This window comes from Ruminococcoides intestinale, from assembly GCF_040095935.1.
Classification (GTDB): Bacteria; Bacillota; Clostridia; order Oscillospirales; family Acutalibacteraceae; genus Ruminococcoides; species Ruminococcoides intestinale.
In genome coordinates this window covers 659,169-675,973 of the sequence record NZ_JBBMFQ010000001.1, presented here as the reverse complement: position 1 = coordinate 675,973, position 16,805 = coordinate 659,169, and the positions used below count along the sequence as shown (strand labels likewise).

15 protein-coding genes are annotated in these 16,805 nt (G+C 38.8%); 10 read left to right on the top strand and 5 right to left on the bottom strand.

Going from position 1 to position 16,805, the window contains the following annotated elements:
• Position 1: 1 nt before the first annotated feature.
• A complete protein-coding gene (locus tag WMO31_RS03205; protein ID WP_367999186.1) occupies positions 2 to 1,141 on the bottom strand; it encodes a ribonuclease III domain-containing protein in 1,140 nt (379 codons plus the stop codon).
• A 312-nt stretch (positions 1,142 to 1,453) separates the two neighbouring features.
• Complete coding sequence (locus WMO31_RS03200; protein ID WP_367999185.1) at positions 1,454 to 1,729, bottom strand: helix-turn-helix domain-containing protein; 276 nt, start codon at positions 1,727 to 1,729, stop codon at positions 1,454 to 1,456.
• 320 nt (positions 1,730 to 2,049) lie between these two features.
• On the opposite strand from WMO31_RS03200, the gene WMO31_RS03195 reads away from it, so the two are divergent.
• From WMO31_RS03195 to WMO31_RS03185, 3 genes are all read left to right on the top strand, one after another.
• The gene (locus tag WMO31_RS03195; protein ID WP_046432708.1) at positions 2,050 to 2,493 is read left to right on the top strand and encodes a cell wall hydrolase; all 444 of its coding nucleotides are present in this window, start codon (positions 2,050 to 2,052) and stop codon (positions 2,491 to 2,493) included.
• A 14-nt stretch (positions 2,494 to 2,507) separates the two neighbouring features.
• Entirely contained in the window at positions 2,508 to 3,215 is a 708-nt protein-coding gene (locus WMO31_RS03190) for a hypothetical protein (RefSeq protein WP_367999184.1), read from the top strand.
• A 251-nt stretch (positions 3,216 to 3,466) separates the two neighbouring features.
• Entirely contained in the window at positions 3,467 to 4,366 is a 900-nt protein-coding gene (locus tag WMO31_RS03185; protein WP_367999183.1) for a hypothetical protein, read from the top strand.
• 59 nt (positions 4,367 to 4,425) lie between these two features.
• On the opposite strand, the gene hemW is transcribed toward WMO31_RS03185, so the two are convergent.
• Complete coding sequence (hemW, locus tag WMO31_RS03180; RefSeq protein ID WP_295240849.1) at positions 4,426 to 5,526, bottom strand: radical SAM family heme chaperone HemW; 1,101 nt, start codon at positions 5,524 to 5,526, stop codon at positions 4,426 to 4,428.
• A gap of 249 nt (positions 5,527 to 5,775) precedes the next feature.
• Between hemW and WMO31_RS03175 the strand changes: the two genes are divergently transcribed.
• From WMO31_RS03175 to WMO31_RS03155, 5 genes are all read left to right on the top strand, one after another.
• Entirely contained in the window at positions 5,776 to 7,362 is a 1,587-nt protein-coding gene (locus WMO31_RS03175) for a peptide chain release factor 3 (RefSeq protein WP_367999182.1), read from the top strand.
• Positions 7,363 to 7,385: 23 nt separating this feature from the next.
• Entirely contained in the window at positions 7,386 to 8,789 is a 1,404-nt protein-coding gene (locus tag WMO31_RS03170) for an aminotransferase class I/II-fold pyridoxal phosphate-dependent enzyme (protein WP_367999181.1), read from the top strand.
• 61 nt (positions 8,790 to 8,850) lie between these two features.
• Positions 8,851 to 9,003: a six-cysteine ranthipeptide SCIFF gene (gene scfA, locus WMO31_RS03165; RefSeq protein WP_015523845.1), complete on the top strand. Its 153-nt coding sequence runs from the start codon at positions 8,851 to 8,853 to the stop codon at positions 9,001 to 9,003.
• Positions 9,004 to 9,084: 81 nt separating this feature from the next.
• Entirely contained in the window at positions 9,085 to 10,458 is a 1,374-nt protein-coding gene (gene scfB / locus WMO31_RS03160; RefSeq protein WP_367999180.1) for a thioether cross-link-forming SCIFF peptide maturase, read from the top strand.
• Positions 10,459 to 10,523: 65 nt separating this feature from the next.
• Positions 10,524 to 11,333 carry an MBL fold metallo-hydrolase gene (locus WMO31_RS03155; RefSeq protein WP_367999179.1) on the top strand — a complete coding sequence of 270 codons (810 nt, stop codon included), beginning with the start codon at positions 10,524 to 10,526 and terminating at the stop codon, positions 11,331 to 11,333.
• Here the strand turns inward: WMO31_RS03155 and feoB are convergent.
• Together feoB and WMO31_RS03145 are read right to left on the bottom strand one after the other, a co-directional pair.
• Positions 11,325 to 13,238, bottom strand: a complete 1,914-nt coding sequence (gene feoB, locus WMO31_RS03150; protein ID WP_367999178.1) for a ferrous iron transport protein B — start codon at positions 13,236 to 13,238, stop codon at positions 11,325 to 11,327. The two genes, WMO31_RS03155 and feoB, sit on opposite strands and share 9 nt — an antisense overlap.
• A 15-nt stretch (positions 13,239 to 13,253) precedes the next feature.
• Positions 13,254 to 13,490, bottom strand: a complete 237-nt coding sequence (locus WMO31_RS03145; RefSeq protein ID WP_046432725.1) for a FeoA family protein — start codon at positions 13,488 to 13,490, stop codon at positions 13,254 to 13,256.
• A gap of 467 nt (positions 13,491 to 13,957) precedes the next feature.
• Between WMO31_RS03145 and WMO31_RS03140 the strand changes: the two genes are divergently transcribed.
• Positions 13,958 to 15,847: a dockerin type I domain-containing protein gene (locus tag WMO31_RS03140; RefSeq protein WP_367999177.1), complete on the top strand. Its 1,890-nt coding sequence runs from the start codon at positions 13,958 to 13,960 to the stop codon at positions 15,845 to 15,847.
• Between the two features lie 26 nt (positions 15,848 to 15,873).
• Positions 15,874 to 16,803 (top strand): DUF4430 domain-containing protein, encoded by a 930-nt coding sequence (locus WMO31_RS03135; RefSeq protein ID WP_117948909.1) that lies wholly within the window; start codon positions 15,874 to 15,876, stop codon positions 16,801 to 16,803.
• The last annotated feature ends 2 nt before the right edge of the window (positions 16,804 to 16,805 follow it).

Below are 16,805 nucleotides of genomic sequence, written 5' to 3'. Positions count from 1 at the left end.
CTTATTCATCCTCCATTCCGAGTACATAAAAAAGCATTCTAAAAGCAGAATCTTTCTTTGCCTCTTTTTTTGATATGGATGTCCCATCAAAGTAATAATCTTCTTCCGCTATGTGACATTCACAATTCCAAATGGGGTTACCATTGTCATCATATGTTTCCTTGAACTCATAAGTAGGAATGGAAAAATAACCTCTTCGAGCCAATGTTTCAAGTTGGTTAATTGCATCATCACGGTTAGGATTTTCAATTTCGTCACGGATAGATGGAAGCATATCATTTCTCTCTAGATACTCATACGCTAATTTGCAAGCAGCCATCCTTGCCTCACGGATAGACACACCAAAACCGCAAAACACCGGTAAAGAATCAAGTAGTTTGAGGTAACAATGATATTTAAGCTTAGAATAGTTGTAATCTAACGGAAAGCTTTGATATATAGTGTTATCCTCTTTTAAATACCAAGTCGATGAGTAAGAAGCTTCTTTGTATTTATACCAAGGAATGCACCCATTCTCGTTTATTTCCCATTCCTGAATAAGTCGCACATAATTGGTGTCGGTATCATTAATTAGAAAGTCTTCGGGAACAAGCATTGCTTCAACCACTTTTTGCAAGTTCTTCAGATTCCATCCTGAATCGATTGCAACAGCTCCGATAATAGCTTCAAACAAATCTTCTTTTACAGAATCTTCTTGGTTGATATTATTCTGTATATCGCCCTTACCCATAATAAGATATTCGGAAAAACCAAGTTCATCCATTCGGCGAGCCAATGCTTTTTTATTCACCATTCGACTTTTGATTTTAGATAAGTTATCTTCGTCATAGTCACAGCCGAAGCTATTTACTACCGGCGCTTCGTAACCCACTTGATTACGTTTGAATTCTTGTTCCCAAACAGAAAGCTTTGTTCCGTTAACCGAATCCCCATTTGCTAAATGCCCGTACTTCTGAATAAGCAGTTTAACAATCACAAAATCAAGTGCTTTGTCTCCAATGAACTCGAGCACCTCATTGTTTTCACCGCCGTTCTCTGCGGTATATGAGCGACGAGTGAAAGCTTGCTGCAACAAATCAAGATTTTTAAAATCATATCCGATTTGTCCTTGCACCATTTTCCATACTAATTCTTTTTCCATAATAAAAAATCCTTTCGGTAATGTATTTTACCAAAAGGCATAATAATAGCCTGACAAAAACACTTTCCCCGTGAGAATAGGAAATACAATGCCAGACATACATCATTAAATATAATTCTTTGTTTCCGTTTGTTTACTCGGGTTCACTTTCATAAACAGGAATAAACACTAAGATACAATGTTTCAAATTTAATGTATTATGCCTTCAAGCAAAATCATTGTATCTCATTCACGAAAAGAATGCAAGTATTATATTAAAAATCATCTCCTTTGTAGTTATCACACAAAGGAGATGCAGAAATATATTAAGTTTTATTTTCTATGCTTCATCTTCCTTTGAAAATCGTTCAGCGTTTGGATATGCCACAGGCTTTTGCGGGTGATGGAGCGGAAGATCAGGGAGCAGAAGAAATCCACAAGAAAGATTTTCGGGATACAGAACTTCAGTCCCTTTTGAAAGGCTTTCAGCGACCCGCGGCTGCACCAGCTGTGGACGGTGGTCAGGGTGTAGCCGGTCAGGGTTACCACATCCTTTACCGTGACCGCATCCGGGTATTTGCGCAGCAACTTTTCATAGTAGCCGTGCATTAGCACCATTATACGCAGTATTGACAATAATGTCGACAAAAAGATTAACAAAATCACGCAAAGCAAACAATTTATCAGATGGTTCGGTGATTGGCAAAATAGCCCTGCAAAAGCAAGTAAAGAAGTAGACAGCAACAGCTAATCTGAATAAATGTTGTAGTTGGCATCTCAAAAGATTATCGAACACCGTCTGAGTTGCTTCTATAAAACAGAATTTTCTGTCTGCGTGAATAACACATTTATCGCAAGCTTTTTCTTTGTAACAACAAGTTAATTTATGCATAAAATATCATTGAATAAAATAACGGTTGGTGAAAAAGGTGGCATTGAGTACAAGAGAATTGCTTGCAAGGCTTTTAAAATGTGAGGCAGGTGGGGAAGGTGAAAACGGAATGCGTGCCGTTGCGTCGGTAATTGTAAACCGAACCCGTGTTCCAAACGGGGAATTTGCAAGAGTCAGCAAGGGCGGAGATTTCCGTGCCATAATGGAACAACCAAATCAATTTACCTGTCTTAAAACAACTGTCGGAGGACAATATAATCCTCAGAATGTTTACAATATACGTCCTGACGAAATTCACTATAACATTGCCGATTGGGCATTGGCGGGCAATACCGATTCATCTGTCGGAAATTCAATTTTCTATTTTAATCCATTTTCAGATACCTGCCCAACATTTTTTCCGTCAAACAACGGAGTAATTTACAACAGGGTAGGGGATCATTGCTTTTATTCGCCTACCGAGGCTTATTCCAAAACATAAAGGAGCATAGCTTAATGGATAATTCTTCAAATATGGCAGTTAATACAACTCCTATGGCAAATCAGATTAATCCCGAACATCTTTACGGACTTGACAAAAACAAAGCCTGCCTCAATAATTCTTGTCCGTCAAACAAAGCGGATATCGGATGTTATATTCCTGCGATTGACGAAATTATGCGACACAATCAGGGCGCACCGTCTGTTGCACACCCCAATATGACAGAAAAAGTTCAAAAATCAAATGACAATCCCTCGCTTGAACAGGCAGAAATAGCATATGAAGAGGGCGGAAGTACATCAGAAGAACAACCTGAAAATATAAATAAATACAGCGGAAGTCTTCAAAATATACCGTTCATTAAGAACTTAAAAAAAATAGATACATCTATACCTGTTTTGCCTGCAACCCCTGCTACAACGGCGAGCTCCGGAGCCACCGTTGCAACGCCGATAAGGCAGAATATTGGAATGTCGATGAGTGATTATCAATATCCGTTTCCTGTAACAGCCGAAAGTCTGAGATATCACAACGGTTTTATGCGAACACAAATCGGAAGACGAATCACCGTTGATTTTCTCATGGGAGCAAACACAATTGTTCAGAAAACAGGCTATCTTTTAGGTGTTGCTCAGGATTATATCCTTATAAATGAGATTGACACCAACGACATCACAACCTGTGATTACTACAATATAAAATTTATAAGGTATTATTACTAAACCACAGCGGCAAAAACTTAAGTTTATAGTTTTTGCCGCTGTTTTATTGTAATTATTTGCTATGTGTACATCATTTCATTATTTTAACATATAATTTTCTGTAGTGTAAGAAATTAAAAAATTGTAAGAAATATTGAATTATTGCTGTAATTTGTGATATAATGTGAGCGTTGATGTTATCACTTCTCAATAAACAAACAACAGGTAGCTATAAGACCTGTTACATATTATTTTATCTTGGAGGAATCACCATGAAATTCTGTAAATATTGCGGAGCACAGCTTGAAGACAATGCTGTTTGCAACTGCGAAAAGTCAAGAGCCGCTCAGGCACAGGCTCAGCAGGCAAATGCACAGGCGCAGCCTCAGTATCAGCAGCCTGTTCAGCCACAACAGCCACAGTATCAGAACCCTGTTCAGCAACAGTATGCACAGCCGCAAAACCCTCAGTCACAGCAGTCGCCTTATGCCGTAAATAACACAGCACCCATTGGGGAAAATGCTTTTGTTAAGGCTTTAAAGAACATTCTTGTTGTGTTCACTTCATTCTTTAAGGATTCCAAAACTGTTATCAAAACAGCAAAGGCTGAAAAAGACATCATTCTCGGCGCTCTTTTCTCGGCAATTTTCTTTATTGCACTCATTCTTGGCAATATGTTTCTTATGCTTTCTATGAGCGCACTTGATTTTCCGAAAACACTTCTTGTAAGTCTTGTTACTACTGTCCTTATCGGCGGCTTCTATTCTGTTATTCTCTTTGCATATGTAAAGAAATACAAAACCGAAGAAAACACAGCCAAAGCATTTATTGATTCATTCATCACATTTTCAATTGAATCTATTCCGGCATCAATCGGTTGGATTTTGGCAGGTCTTTGCGCATTAATCAGCGTATATATGTTCCTGTTCTTCTTCGTAATCGTTATGCTTTACCTTGTTATTTCACTTGTAAATCAGGTAAAAGCTAATGTTCCCGAAGCAAAGAACTCTGCATTATTCACTTTAATTCTCACACTCATCGTTGCCGTTGCATTTATGATTGTATTCTTCATCGGCGCAAAACTTACTATGTGGTCATTTAACACAAGTACATTTGCAACAAGTGTTCTTACATCGCTTATCGGCGGCGGTTCATACTCTTCATTGTATTAATCTGACATACAAATTCATAACATAAAATTAACGCTCCGAATTTATTCTCGGAGCGTTTTTTATATCAGTTCACTGATTATTGAATTTGAAACAAGAAAACCTTTCGGTGTAAAGCTGATCGACTTGTCCGTAACATTTGTATAGCCGTATTTTTCATACTCTTTAGCTTTTTTGATAATGTAAGAGGGGAGGGTGTATCCGAATTTTTCCTCAAATTCAGAATAATTAAGACCGCTTTTCAGCCTGAGAGAGAGCATAATAAATTCTTCCTCATCTCCGCCCGTACCTTCAAAAGACAGCTTATTGTTATTAAAATCGTCCATGCTTCTCGAATAAAAGAACCTTTTGCCCTCAAAAAATGAGTGTGCAGACGGACCTATGCCGATATATTCACCGCATCTCCAGTAATTGGTATTATGTCGGCTTTCATAACCCTGTTTTGCAAAATTAGAAATTTCATATTGCTTGTATCCGAGAGAATCAAGCATTTCAACAGCTTTCAGATACATTTCAGCCTGCATATCATCATCGGCAAGCTTAAGTTTATTTTGCACCTTATAAAACGGAGTATTCTCCTCGATTTTCAAAATGTATGATGAAATATGAGTAACTTTGCAATCGGCACAGAAACTGATTGATTTTTCAAGGCTTTCAATTGTCTGATTAGGAATTCCCATCATCAAATCAAGTGAAATATTATTAAATCCCGCACTTTTAGCCCTTTCAACAGAAGTCTTTGCATCATCAATGCTGTGAATTCTCCCAAGCAGCCTTAATTCATCTTCAACAGCAGTCTGCATACCCATTGAAATGCGATTAAATCCGCAGGCATACATTTTTTTAAAATCAATAGTTTTGGCGGAGTCGGGATTGACCTCAACCGTAATCTCGGCATTATTTTGAATATTAAAATTAAACTTGATAAAATCAAGAATATCACAAAGTCTGTCTGCACCCAAAACACTCGGCGTACCGCCGCCGAAATATACGGTTGCAACATCTCTTTTGGCTTTTTCAGACCAGTATTTTATTTTATCTTTTAATTCAATCACATAATTATCGAAAGCGTTTTCATCTGCATTCCCGCTGAAAAAATCGCAATACGGACATTTGTGCTTACAAAACGGTATGTGAATGTAAAGACCGATAGAATTACTCATAAAAAACCTCATAAATGATTTTGAGGCAGAAACACAAGTTTCTGCCTCGATTTGGAAGGTATATGAAAAAATAGGAAAAATCACATTAAGTCCTTCTGTACCAATATATTACAATATATTTACAAATTTGTCAAGTTTTTGTAGCAATTATTTTTCTCACATTTTCTTCATTCTTTATTGACATATACCATCCAAAAATAGTAAAATATAGAATTGTGGATATACTTAACCTCCGAAGGGAAGAAAGATATGAGTTCATTTAAAGAAGAAATCAGCAAGCGCAGAACCTTTGCGATTATTTCGCATCCTGATGCGGGTAAAACAACACTTACGGAAAAGCTCTTGCTCTACGGCGGAGCAATTAACCTTGCAGGTTCGGTAAAAGGCAAAAGAACCGCAAAGCATGCTGTGTCCGACTGGATGGAAATTGAAAAACAGCGTGGTATTTCTGTTACATCATCGGTTTTGCAGTTTAAATATAACGGTTATTGCATAAATATTCTTGATACACCGGGACATGAGGATTTCTCGGAAGATACCTACCGTACACTTATGGCGGCAGACTCTGCTGTAATGGTAATTGACGGTTCAAAGGGTGTTGAGAAACAGACTATCAAACTTTTTAAGGTCTGTGTAATGCGTAATATTCCTATCATTACATTCATCAACAAGATGGACAGAGATGCAAAAAATTCTTTTGACCTTCTTGAAGACATTGAAAATGTTCTCGGAATTCACACCTATCCCGTAAACTGGCCAATCGGTTCAGGTAAGGAATTCAAGGGTGTGTATGACAGAAATTCTAAGAAAATTCTTGCTTTCACCGCTAATAACGGTCAAAAAGAAGTTGAAAAGAAAGAACTTACGCTTGACGATCCTGCCCTTGAAGGTACAATAGGCTACTATCATAAGCAGGATTTGTTTGATGAAATAGAACTTCTTGACGGTGCAGGCGATGAATTTGACCTTGAAGCAGTCCGCAACGGTCAGCTTACTCCTGTATTCTTCGGTTCGGCTCTTACAAACTTTGGTGTTGAACCATTCCTTGAACAGTTCTTACAGCTCACAACTCCACCTCTGCCAAGAGAAACAGTTAATGAAAAGGTTGAGCCTATGTCAGACTTTTTCTCTGCATTTGTTTTCAAAATTCAGGCAAACATGAATAAGGCTCACCGTGACAGAGTTGCATTTATGCGTATCTGCAGCGGCAAGTTTGAAAAGAATATGGAAGTGTTCCATGTTCAGGGCAACAAAAAAATGCGTCTTTCACAGCCGCAGCAGATTATGGCTCAGGAAAGAGAAATTGTTGACGAGGCATATGCGGGCGACATCATCGGTGTGTTTGATCCGGGCATTTTCTCAATCGGTGACACAATCTGTTCACCGGGACACAAGGTACAGTTCAGGGGAATTCCTACATTTGCTCCCGAACACTTTGCACTTGTCCGTCAGAAAGACACAATGAAGCGCAAACAGTTCATCAAGGGTACAAGTCAGATTGCACAGGAAGGTGCTATTCAGATTTTCCAGGAGCTTGACGCAGGTATGGAGGAAGTTATCGTTGGCGTTGTAGGCGTACTTCAGTTTGATGTTCTTAAATACAGGCTTCAAAACGAGTACAACTGTGATATCATTATGGAAACACTCCCATATGAATTTATCCGTTGGATTGTAAACGATGACCTTGATCCGAAAACTCTCGACCTTGCGTCGGATACTAAGAAAATTCAGGATCTTAAAGGCAACCATCTTTTGCTCTTTACAAGCTACTGGAGCATAAACTGGGCGCTTGAACACAACAAGGGACTTGAACTCGCTGAGTTCGGTACAAACTAAATATTTAAAATATCGGAGGATATATGCTGTACGACAAGCTTAAAAATTATTCAAAAAGCGGCATATATCCTTTTCATATGCCCGGACACAAAAGAACGGACATTACAGAAGAGGGTATAATACCGTATAATATCGACATAACCGAAATTCATGATTTTGACAATCTCCATTCACCAAACGGAGTTATTGATGAAATTCAGAAAAAAGCTGCAAAACTTTACAATGCAAAAAATGCTTTCATTCTGATTAACGGTTCAACAGGCGGAATACTTTCAACAATTCGCTCAATGACAAATCAAGGCGACAAAATCTTAATGGCTCGTAACTGTCACAAATCTGTATATAATTCAGCAGAACTGTTTAATCTCAATGTCGATTACATTTTTCCCGATACAGACAGCAGATACAATATTCTTACATCGGTTTCACCTTGCGATATAGAAGATAAACTTACAAAACACAATGATGAAATCAGACTTGTAATCATAACTTCGCCTACATATGAAGGAGTTGTTTCGGATATAAAGTCAATCTCCGAAATCTGTCACAAACACGGAGCAAAATTACTTGTTGACGAAGCTCACGGAGCGCATTTTCCGTTTTCGGACAGTTTTCCCGATGAAGCACTTAACTGCGGTGCAGACGCCGCAGTATTGAGTCTGCACAAAACTTTGCCGTCATTAACTCAAACTGCATTGCTCATAACAAATGACAGCGAGCTTTCTGAAATTCTTGCCGAAAATTTAGCTGTATTTGAAACAAGCAGTCCGTCATATATTTTAATGAGTTCAATCGAAAAATGCCTTGATTTCTGCGAAAACAGCAATGATAAATTCAAGGAATATTGTTGCAATCTTAAAACGGTCAGAGAAAAACTTGAAAATCTAAAATATCTGAAAATTTATGATAAAAGCGATACTGATTTTGATTATGATATCGGCAAAATTGTAATTTCAACAGCGAACGCAAATATTTCGGGAACAAAGCTTGCCGAAATACTGCGAAATAATTATCAGATTGAAACCGAAATGGCATATTCGGACTATGTAATTGCCATGACATCTGTTTGTGACACTGAAAAAGCTTTTGATATGCTTTCAGACGCTCTGATTTCAATTGACAGCGAACTTTCAAAAGGAGCCGACACCGAGCGTGTTCCGTTAAAAAATCTCTACACAGGCAAAAATTTCAACGCCTGCGAGTTGTACAAATTCAACAAAGAAACTATTCCGTTCCAAAATTCGGAATTCAGAACTTCTGCCGAGTATATCTGGGCATATCCACCCGGAATTCCCCTCATCGTACCCGGTGAAATTATAAGCAAGGAACTTATAAATTACATTGAATATCTTTCAGCCTGCAAGGTTGAGATTATGTCAACAAAAGGCGGTATGACGGACAACATAAGCGTAGTTAAAAAAGATTGACAAATCAATAGCTGTGTGATAATATTAAACTAACAAAATCTAACAAGGAGTTTGATTTATTATGAAGAGAATTAAAACTATCGAAACTCGTGACCTCAAGAAGAGCGTTAAGACAGGCGGTTGCGGCGAGTGCCAGACTTCATGTCAGTCAGCGTGTAAGACATCTTGCGGCGTTGCTAACCAGCAGTGCGAAAAGTGCATGAGCGAGAAATAATTCTATTTTAATTTGATTATTAAGGATTATCGCCGTTTTCCCAAAGGGTTAACGGCTTTCCTTTTGTCTAACGGAGATATTATGATTCATCAGTATAAACTTAACGGATACAACATAGTTCTTGATGTTTACAGCGGCAGTGTACACGCAGTCGATGACCTTGCTTATGATGTTATTGCAATGTACAAAAACGCAACAAAAGAACAGATAATCGACGAAATGCTTTCAAAATATGCAGACAATCCTGAGATTACAAAAGAAGAAATCTCCGACTGCATTGATGATGTAAAAGAGCTTGAGGAACAAGGAAAGCTCTTTACAGACGACAAGTACGAAAACCTTGCATTTGACTTTAAAAAGAGAAACACAGTAATCAAAGCGCTTTGTCTTCACATTGCTCACACCTGTAACCTTAACTGCGAATACTGCTTTGCAAGTCAGGGCAAATACCACGGCGAGAGAGCGCTGATGAGCTTTGAAGTGGGCAAGAGAGCAATTGACTTTCTCATTGAAAATTCAGGCAGCAGAGTTAACCTTGAGGTTGACTTCTTTGGCGGAGAACCTCTTATGAACTTTGATGTTGTAAAGCAGGTTGTTGCCTATGCAAGAAGCATTGAAAAGGAACACAACAAAAACTTCCGTTTTACACTTACAACAAACGGTATGCTTGTTGATGACGATGTAATTGAATTTGCAAACAAAGAATGTCACAATGTAGTTCTCAGCCTTGACGGCAGAAAAGAAGTGCATGACCATCTTCGCAAAACTGTAAACGGCAAGGGCAGTTATGACATTATCGTTCCGAAATTTCAGGAATTTGTCAAAAAAAGAGGCAACAAGGGTTACTATGTAAGAGGCACTTATACACATAATAACACAGACTTCACAAACGATATTTTCCATATGGCGGATTTGGGATTTACAGAGCTTTCAATGGAGCCGGTTGTATGTGCTCCCGATGACCCATATGCACTTACATATGACGATTTGCCTATCCTTTTTGAACAGTACGAAATTCTTGCAAAGGAAATGCTCAAGCGTGAAAAAGAGGGCAGACCGCTCACCTTCTATCATTATATGATTGACCTTACAGGCGGTCCGTGCATTTATAAGAGAATTTCGGGTTGCGGTTCGGGTACAGAATATATGGCTGTAACACCTTGGGGCGACCTCTATCCCTGTCATCAGTTTGTAGGCGATGAAAAGTACAAGCTCGGCGATATCTTTAACGGTGTTTCAAACACGAAAATTCAGGACGAATTTAAGCTTTGTAACGCATACGCCCGTCCCGACTGCAAAGACTGCTGGGCAAGACTTTATTGCAGCGGCGGTTGTGCCGCAAACGCTTATCATGCAACAGGCTCAATCACAGGTATTTACGAATACGGCTGTGAGCTTTTCAGAAAAAGAATGGAATGTGCCATTATGATGAAGGTTGCAGAAGCAGAAGAATAAAATTACAATAAAATTTACAGGCAGATACATTTTTCTTGTATCTGCCTGTATTTTCGAGGTGCTGTATGAACGAAAAAATTATTATGCTCGGCACAGGAAGTGCGATGGTTACCAACTGTTATAATACCTGTTTTCTTCTGAAATCCGAAAACGACTGTCTTCTTGTTGACGCAGGCGGCGGAAACGGGATTTTATCCGCAATTAAGAAATCCGGAGTAGCTTGGAACAGCATAAAGACAATGTTTATTACTCATTCTCACACCGACCATATATTGGGTGCCGTGTGGGTAATAAGGCAAATAAGCGCTCTTATGAATTCAGGCAAATATGACGGTAATTTTAATATTTACTGCCACGATGAATGTGTTGATTCAATCACGGCAATTTGCAACCACACACTTGCACCGAAATTTCTCAAAAATATCAATACAAAAATTTTCATCAATGAAGTAAAAGACGGTGAAAAGCAAAATGCCGGCAGTATCCGACTCACTTTCTTTGATATATTTTCAGACAAAACAAAGCAATTCGGATTCAAGGCTGTTTTTCCGTCAGGAAAAGTTCTCACCTGTCTCGGTGATGAACCGTTCAATGAAAAATGCAGAAATTTTGTTCAAAACTGTGATTATCTTATGTGTGAAGCTTTTTGTCTTTACAGTCAAAAAGATATTTTTAAGCCTTACGAAAAATTCCACAGCACAGCACTTGATGCAGGAAAACTTGCAGAGAGTCTTTTTGCAAAAAATCTTATCCTGTATCACACCGAGGACGAAACACTTCAAACACGCAAAAGTACATATACTTCAGAGGCAAGAACAGTTTTTAACGGAAATATATTTGTTCCCGATGATTTTGAAGTTATTGACTTAAAATAATCTCATAACACCTGCTGTAATCATACAAAGCACAATTCCCATTGCAGTAGGCAATGCCATAGAAACAAGCGTCCATTTAAGGCTGCCTGTTTCTTTTTTTATTGTCAAACAGGTTGTTGAACACGGATAATGAAGAATGCAAAGAATAATCGTGCATACAGCCGTTGTAATCGTCCAGCCGTTCATACTGAGAAGTTGAAACAGCTGATCGTAGCTTGAATAATCAACAAGAGTACCGCTTGCCATATATGACATAATTATAATAGGAATAACGGTTTCATTCGCAGGAAATCCAAGTATAAATGCCATTATTATAACGCCGTCAACCCCGATAAATCTGCCGAACGGATCTAAAAAATCAGTACAATATTTTAAAAGTGAAACATCGCTTATATGCACATTTGCAAGAATCCAGATTATCGCACCTGCCGGAGCGGCAACCGCAACAGCCCTTCCTAAAACAAATAAAGTTCTGTCCAACAGCGAACGGACAATAGTTTTTAAAATCTGCGGCTTTCTGTACGGCGGAAGTTCAAGCACAAATCCGGACTGTTCGCCTTTCAATATTGTGACTGAAAGTACCTTAGATATAACAAGTGTTATAAAAACGCAGAAAACTATTATTCCAATCAACAATGCCGCTACCTCAAGCGAACTGCTCAGCGTAAATGTCGTACCTGCAAAGAACATGAGCAGTAATGCAATTATTGTGGGAAACCGTCCGTTACACGGCATAAAATTATTTGTAAGAATTGCAATCAGCCGTTCCTTGGGCGACTCGATGATTCTACAACCTGTAACTCCGCAGGCATTACAGCCAAGACCCATTGCCATAGCAAGACTTTGCTTTCCGTGAGCACCGCACTTTGAAAAATACCTATCAAGATTAAATGCAATTCTCGGCAGATATCCCGAATCCTCAACAAGCGAAAACAACGGAAAGAATATAGCCATAGGCGGCAGCATTACAGATACCACCCATGACAGAGTTGTATAAACTCCGTCAATCAAAAGTCCCGTTACAACATCAGGAGTGTGTAAAAAATCAAAAAGAATATACAGTTTCTCTTTTATAAAACCAAACAAATTGCTTAACCATTCGCTCGGATAATTTGCACCGACAACTGTTATCCAAAACAATATACCAAGCATTGCAAGCATAATTGGTATTCCCGTGGTTTTGCTTGTAAGTATTTTATCAAGCTTTCTTGTACAAGCATTTAACTCTGATTTTTCATATTTTACGCAGTCACTTGAAATTTTGTTGCCAATTTGCGAAAGCTTTTCAATATTCTGTTTGTAGTTTTTTTCGGATAGTATATCAACGCCTTCAAAATTTCTTTCTACCCTAAAACATTTTGTCTTTCCGCTGCATACATTATAGATCGCTTTTTTTAACTCATCCAAACCTTTTTTGTCTGTTGCACAGGTTTTCACAACAGGTATTCCGAGGTTTAGCGATAACTCGTCGCAGTCGATTTTTATACCGTTTTTTTCAGCCTCATCACAAAGATTAAGACAAAGAACAGCATTCTTTGTGACAGATAACACCTGCAATGCAAATGAAAGATTTCTTTCAATAACTCCGCAGTCAACAACTATTACAACGCAGTCATTTTGATTTTGTATAAGGCACTCCCTTGTTACCGCCTCTTCGCCCGAAAATGAAAGCAGGGAATAGCATCCAGGTAAGTCCGTAATACAAAACCTTGCGTCTTTGATTTTGCAACAACCTCTGGCAAACTCAACTGTTTTACCCGTCCAGTTTCCCGTGTGCTGTCTTAATCCCGTCAGTTCGTTAAAAATTGTACTCTTGCCGACATTAGGATTACCGGCAAGAGAAATTTTGTAATCGCAATCCGAGACATCCTTTTTATTAAAAGATGATTTATCCGTAGAAAACAATAAAAAAGCCTCCTTTTATTCAGGAGTAACAATGATATCTTTGCAATCGTTATTTCTCAGTGCCACAACGGCATTTTTAACAAGATACGCAGACGGATCACCGAACGGACTTGTAAACAAGGGGATAACAGGACTGTTCTCCATAATACCAAAATCAAATATTCTGTTTTTGATATTTTCATTACAGTTCACACGATAGACAATCCCCGTAACTCCAAGCGGTAACTTGTCAAGCGAACATTTTTCTTTCATCTGATTCACCGATTTCAACTTTTTATTAACAGAATATTCAATTCATACAACTGAGTTACACAAAAAGCCGGCCATAAACTAAACTTATAACGTACCCGAATAAACTCTGATATCAGAAAAATTTTAAGGAATTGACACGACTATAAACAGGTGTTATAATTAAATGAAGATTTCAAATGTATATAACTTAATATGGGTTTACGGTTCAAAATGCATCTTGCAGAGTAGATAACAGAGAATTCGGTGAGAATCCGAAGCAACAGTCATTACTGTATTTGGCATTGCCATAAGTCAGGTCGCTGTCCGTATGCCTCGGATTTTGCAAATCTTGGACAGGGAAGAGGTGCAGCCGACCATATCTGTACAGACTTTTGGTCTGTATGGTTTTGTTAGTTGTGCCTTCCAAAAACGGAGGGCTTTTTTATTTTGCCTTTCGATATACACAATACAATATGGAGGAAAACACTATGAACAAATCTTTTAAAAAAATCCTCTCAATTGTACTTTCTGTAATGATGATTGCGTCACTTATGACGGTTTCACTTTCAGTAAGCGCAGTTGAAGACGGAAAAGTAAGAGTAATTGTCAGAAATGATACATACTCAGTAGAAAACGGCGCTCCGTGGGACGGCGTTCTCGTTGATGAGTGGGTAAGCATTAATAATGACACTACTATGATGTCAGCCGTTGTTGATGCACTCAACAATCACGGCTACACACAGGAAGGTGCTGAGAGCAATTACATCTCGTCAATTAACGGTCTTGCTGCATTTGACGGCGGTACAATGAGCGGTTGGATGGGAACTCTCAATGACTGGTTCACAAATTCAGGTTATGCATCCTATACAGTAGCAGACGGCACACTTGAGAGTGGTGATGAAATCGCTATTATGTATACTTCAAACGGTTACGGCGAGGATATCGGCGGTACATGGGCAAATAACGATACAACTGTTAAATCGGTTGAGATCACAGGTGCCGAGCTTTCGGGCGAATTTGATCCGTCAGTTACAGACTACACACTCACAATCGACACTCCGTCAGCTGATGTAAATGTAGTTCCTACTGCAACTAACAAAAACTTTCAGACAAGAAAATATAAGAATGAATATCTTCCTTCTGACGACAGTGCGTTTTACAAGAGAAGTCAGACTGTTAGTGTTTCTGACGGTGACAAAATTTTCATCGGCTGCGGTGATATTGCATGGCCGTCAATGAACACAAGTGAAGGCGGTACTGTATATACATTCACAGTAAAATATGCTCCTTCCGCAGCTGACACAGTTTCTAACAAAATTGACGAGGTTGCAAAATATCTCGCATCACAGGATGCCCCCACAGTTTCTTCAGTAGGCGGCGAGTGGACAGTCCTCGGTCTTGCAAGAGCAGGTAAAATCACAGACGAAATTGCAGACAGTTACTATCAGAATGCAGTTAAGTATGTTGAAGAAAAGGGTTCTGCAAAGCTTCACAATACTAAATCAACAGACAATTCAAGAGTAATCCTTGCACTTACGGCAATCGGTAAGGATGTTACGGATGTTGCATCATATAACCTTCTTGAACCGCTTGCAGATATGGATTATGTTAAGAAGCAGGGTATCAACGGTCCTGTCTTTGCACTCATTGCACTTGATACGGGCGATTATGAAATTCCACAGACTGACGCCGCAAATCCCACAACAAGAGAAAAACTCGTACAGACAATTCTTGATGCACAGGTAGCAAACGGTGGCTGGACATTCTTCGGCTCAACTGCAGATCCTGATATGACAGGTATGGCAATTCAGGCACTTGCTCCTTACTACTCAACAAACAGCGATGTTAAAGAGGCAATTGATAAAGCACTCACAGCAATGTCAAACGCACAGAATGAAAACGGCGGATTTGCATCATGGGGTTCTGTAAACAGCGAAAGCTGTGCACAGGTACTCGTTGCACTTACAAGCCTTGGAATTGATCCTACAAATGATGAAAGATTCATCAAAAACGGCAACACACTCATCGATGCTATGATGAGTTTCTCCGCTGAAAACGGATTCGGTCATACAGACACAACATACAATCAGATGGCAACTGAACAGGGCTTCTATGCTTTTGTTTCATTTGATCGTCTTGTAAACGGCAAAACTTCACTCTACAATATGACTGACCGACTTGCAGAAAATTATGCCGTAGGTGATGTTAATCTTGACAACACAGTTTCTGTAATTGACGCAACACTTGTTCAAAAGCAGATTGTAAACCTTGAACAGCTTTCAAAGGTTTCACTTATCAAAGCTGATGTAAATCATGACGGTGTTATCGATGTTGTTGATGCAACAGAAATTCAGAAAATCATCGTTAAGCTCGTTTGATTAAAGTTCACAAATAAAGATTGGTTATGGAAAAGATAAAAAAGTTTGTTAAAAAAAATCAAATACTTTTAATTGCGGTATGCGTTTGTATTGCCGCACTTACAATAGCATTTTTTGCAGGCGGCAACCGATCGGAAAATAAAGTTCAAACTGCATCAACTGCCTCCTCGCTATCGACAACAAATGCAGACACAGAAACAACTTCTGTGTCTGCAACAGAGAAAAACACTCAAAATCCTACCGATTCCGCTAAATCAAACAAAGATAAAAAGGACAGAAAAAATTCCGAAGATAAAAAGAACAGTAAGGATAATTCGCAGAACAGTAACGGTTCAGCCGTTGAAAAAAGTGAAAAATCCGAGCAGAGTTCAAACAACAGTTCTTCGGATAAGAATAAACCGTCTTCTTCATCAAACAGTTCTTCAAAACCGAACAAAAAGAATGATGTTCAGCCGACAACGCAGGACAAGTACAAAACCGATCCCGTACCGTCGGGAAAACCAAAGCCGGTTGAACCGGAAGAACAGGAAACAAAAGATACAAATCTTTATTGTACCTTTACAATCACCTGTTCAACAATTCTTGACAATATGGATGACCTTGATCCCGAAAAAATTGAACTCGTTCCAAAGGACGGTATAATCCTCAAAAAACAGAAGGTTCAATTCAAAGAGGGTGAATCTGTATATGATGTCCTTGTAAAAGTTTGTAAGGACAACAATATTCATATGGAATCGAGCTGGACTCCTATGTATAATTCCGCTTATATTGAAGGAATTAACAACCTCTACGAATTTGACTGCGGTTCTCTTTCGGGCTGGATGTACAAAGTCAATGAATGGTTTCCAAACTACGGCTGTTCACGATATGTACTCAAGAACGGCGACGATGTAGTCTGGTGCTACACTTGTAACTTAGGCTATGATGTCGGCGGAGGATACGCAACAGGAGAATAATG

What these genes read in the sequence shown, in the direction of transcription:
- WMO31_RS03205 (WP_367999186.1), bottom strand. Translation starts at nt 1,141, where the DNA reads ATGGAAAAAGAATTAGTATGGAAAATGGTGCAAGGACAAATCGGATAT.
- WMO31_RS03200 (WP_367999185.1), bottom strand. Translation starts at nt 1,729, where the DNA reads ATGCACGGCTACTATGAAAAGTTGCTGCGCAAATACCCGGATGCGGTC.
- WMO31_RS03190 (WP_367999184.1), top strand. Translation starts at nt 2,508, where the DNA reads ATGGATAATTCTTCAAATATGGCAGTTAATACAACTCCTATGGCAAAT.
- WMO31_RS03185 (WP_367999183.1), top strand. Translation starts at nt 3,467, where the DNA reads ATGAAATTCTGTAAATATTGCGGAGCACAGCTTGAAGACAATGCTGTT.
- hemW (WP_295240849.1), bottom strand. Translation starts at nt 5,526, where the DNA reads ATGAGTAATTCTATCGGTCTTTACATTCACATACCGTTTTGTAAGCAC.
- WMO31_RS03175 (WP_367999182.1), top strand. Translation starts at nt 5,776, where the DNA reads ATGAGTTCATTTAAAGAAGAAATCAGCAAGCGCAGAACCTTTGCGATT.
- WMO31_RS03170 (WP_367999181.1), top strand. Translation starts at nt 7,386, where the DNA reads ATGCTGTACGACAAGCTTAAAAATTATTCAAAAAGCGGCATATATCCT.
- scfA (WP_015523845.1), top strand. Translation starts at nt 8,851, where the DNA reads ATGAAGAGAATTAAAACTATCGAAACTCGTGACCTCAAGAAGAGCGTT.
- scfB (WP_367999180.1), top strand. Translation starts at nt 9,085, where the DNA reads ATGATTCATCAGTATAAACTTAACGGATACAACATAGTTCTTGATGTT.
- WMO31_RS03155 (WP_367999179.1), top strand. Translation starts at nt 10,524, where the DNA reads ATGAACGAAAAAATTATTATGCTCGGCACAGGAAGTGCGATGGTTACC.
- WMO31_RS03145 (WP_046432725.1), bottom strand. Translation starts at nt 13,490, where the DNA reads ATGAAAGAAAAATGTTCGCTTGACAAGTTACCGCTTGGAGTTACGGGG.
- WMO31_RS03140 (WP_367999177.1), top strand. Translation starts at nt 13,958, where the DNA reads ATGAACAAATCTTTTAAAAAAATCCTCTCAATTGTACTTTCTGTAATG.
- WMO31_RS03135 (WP_117948909.1), top strand. Translation starts at nt 15,874, where the DNA reads ATGGAAAAGATAAAAAAGTTTGTTAAAAAAAATCAAATACTTTTAATT.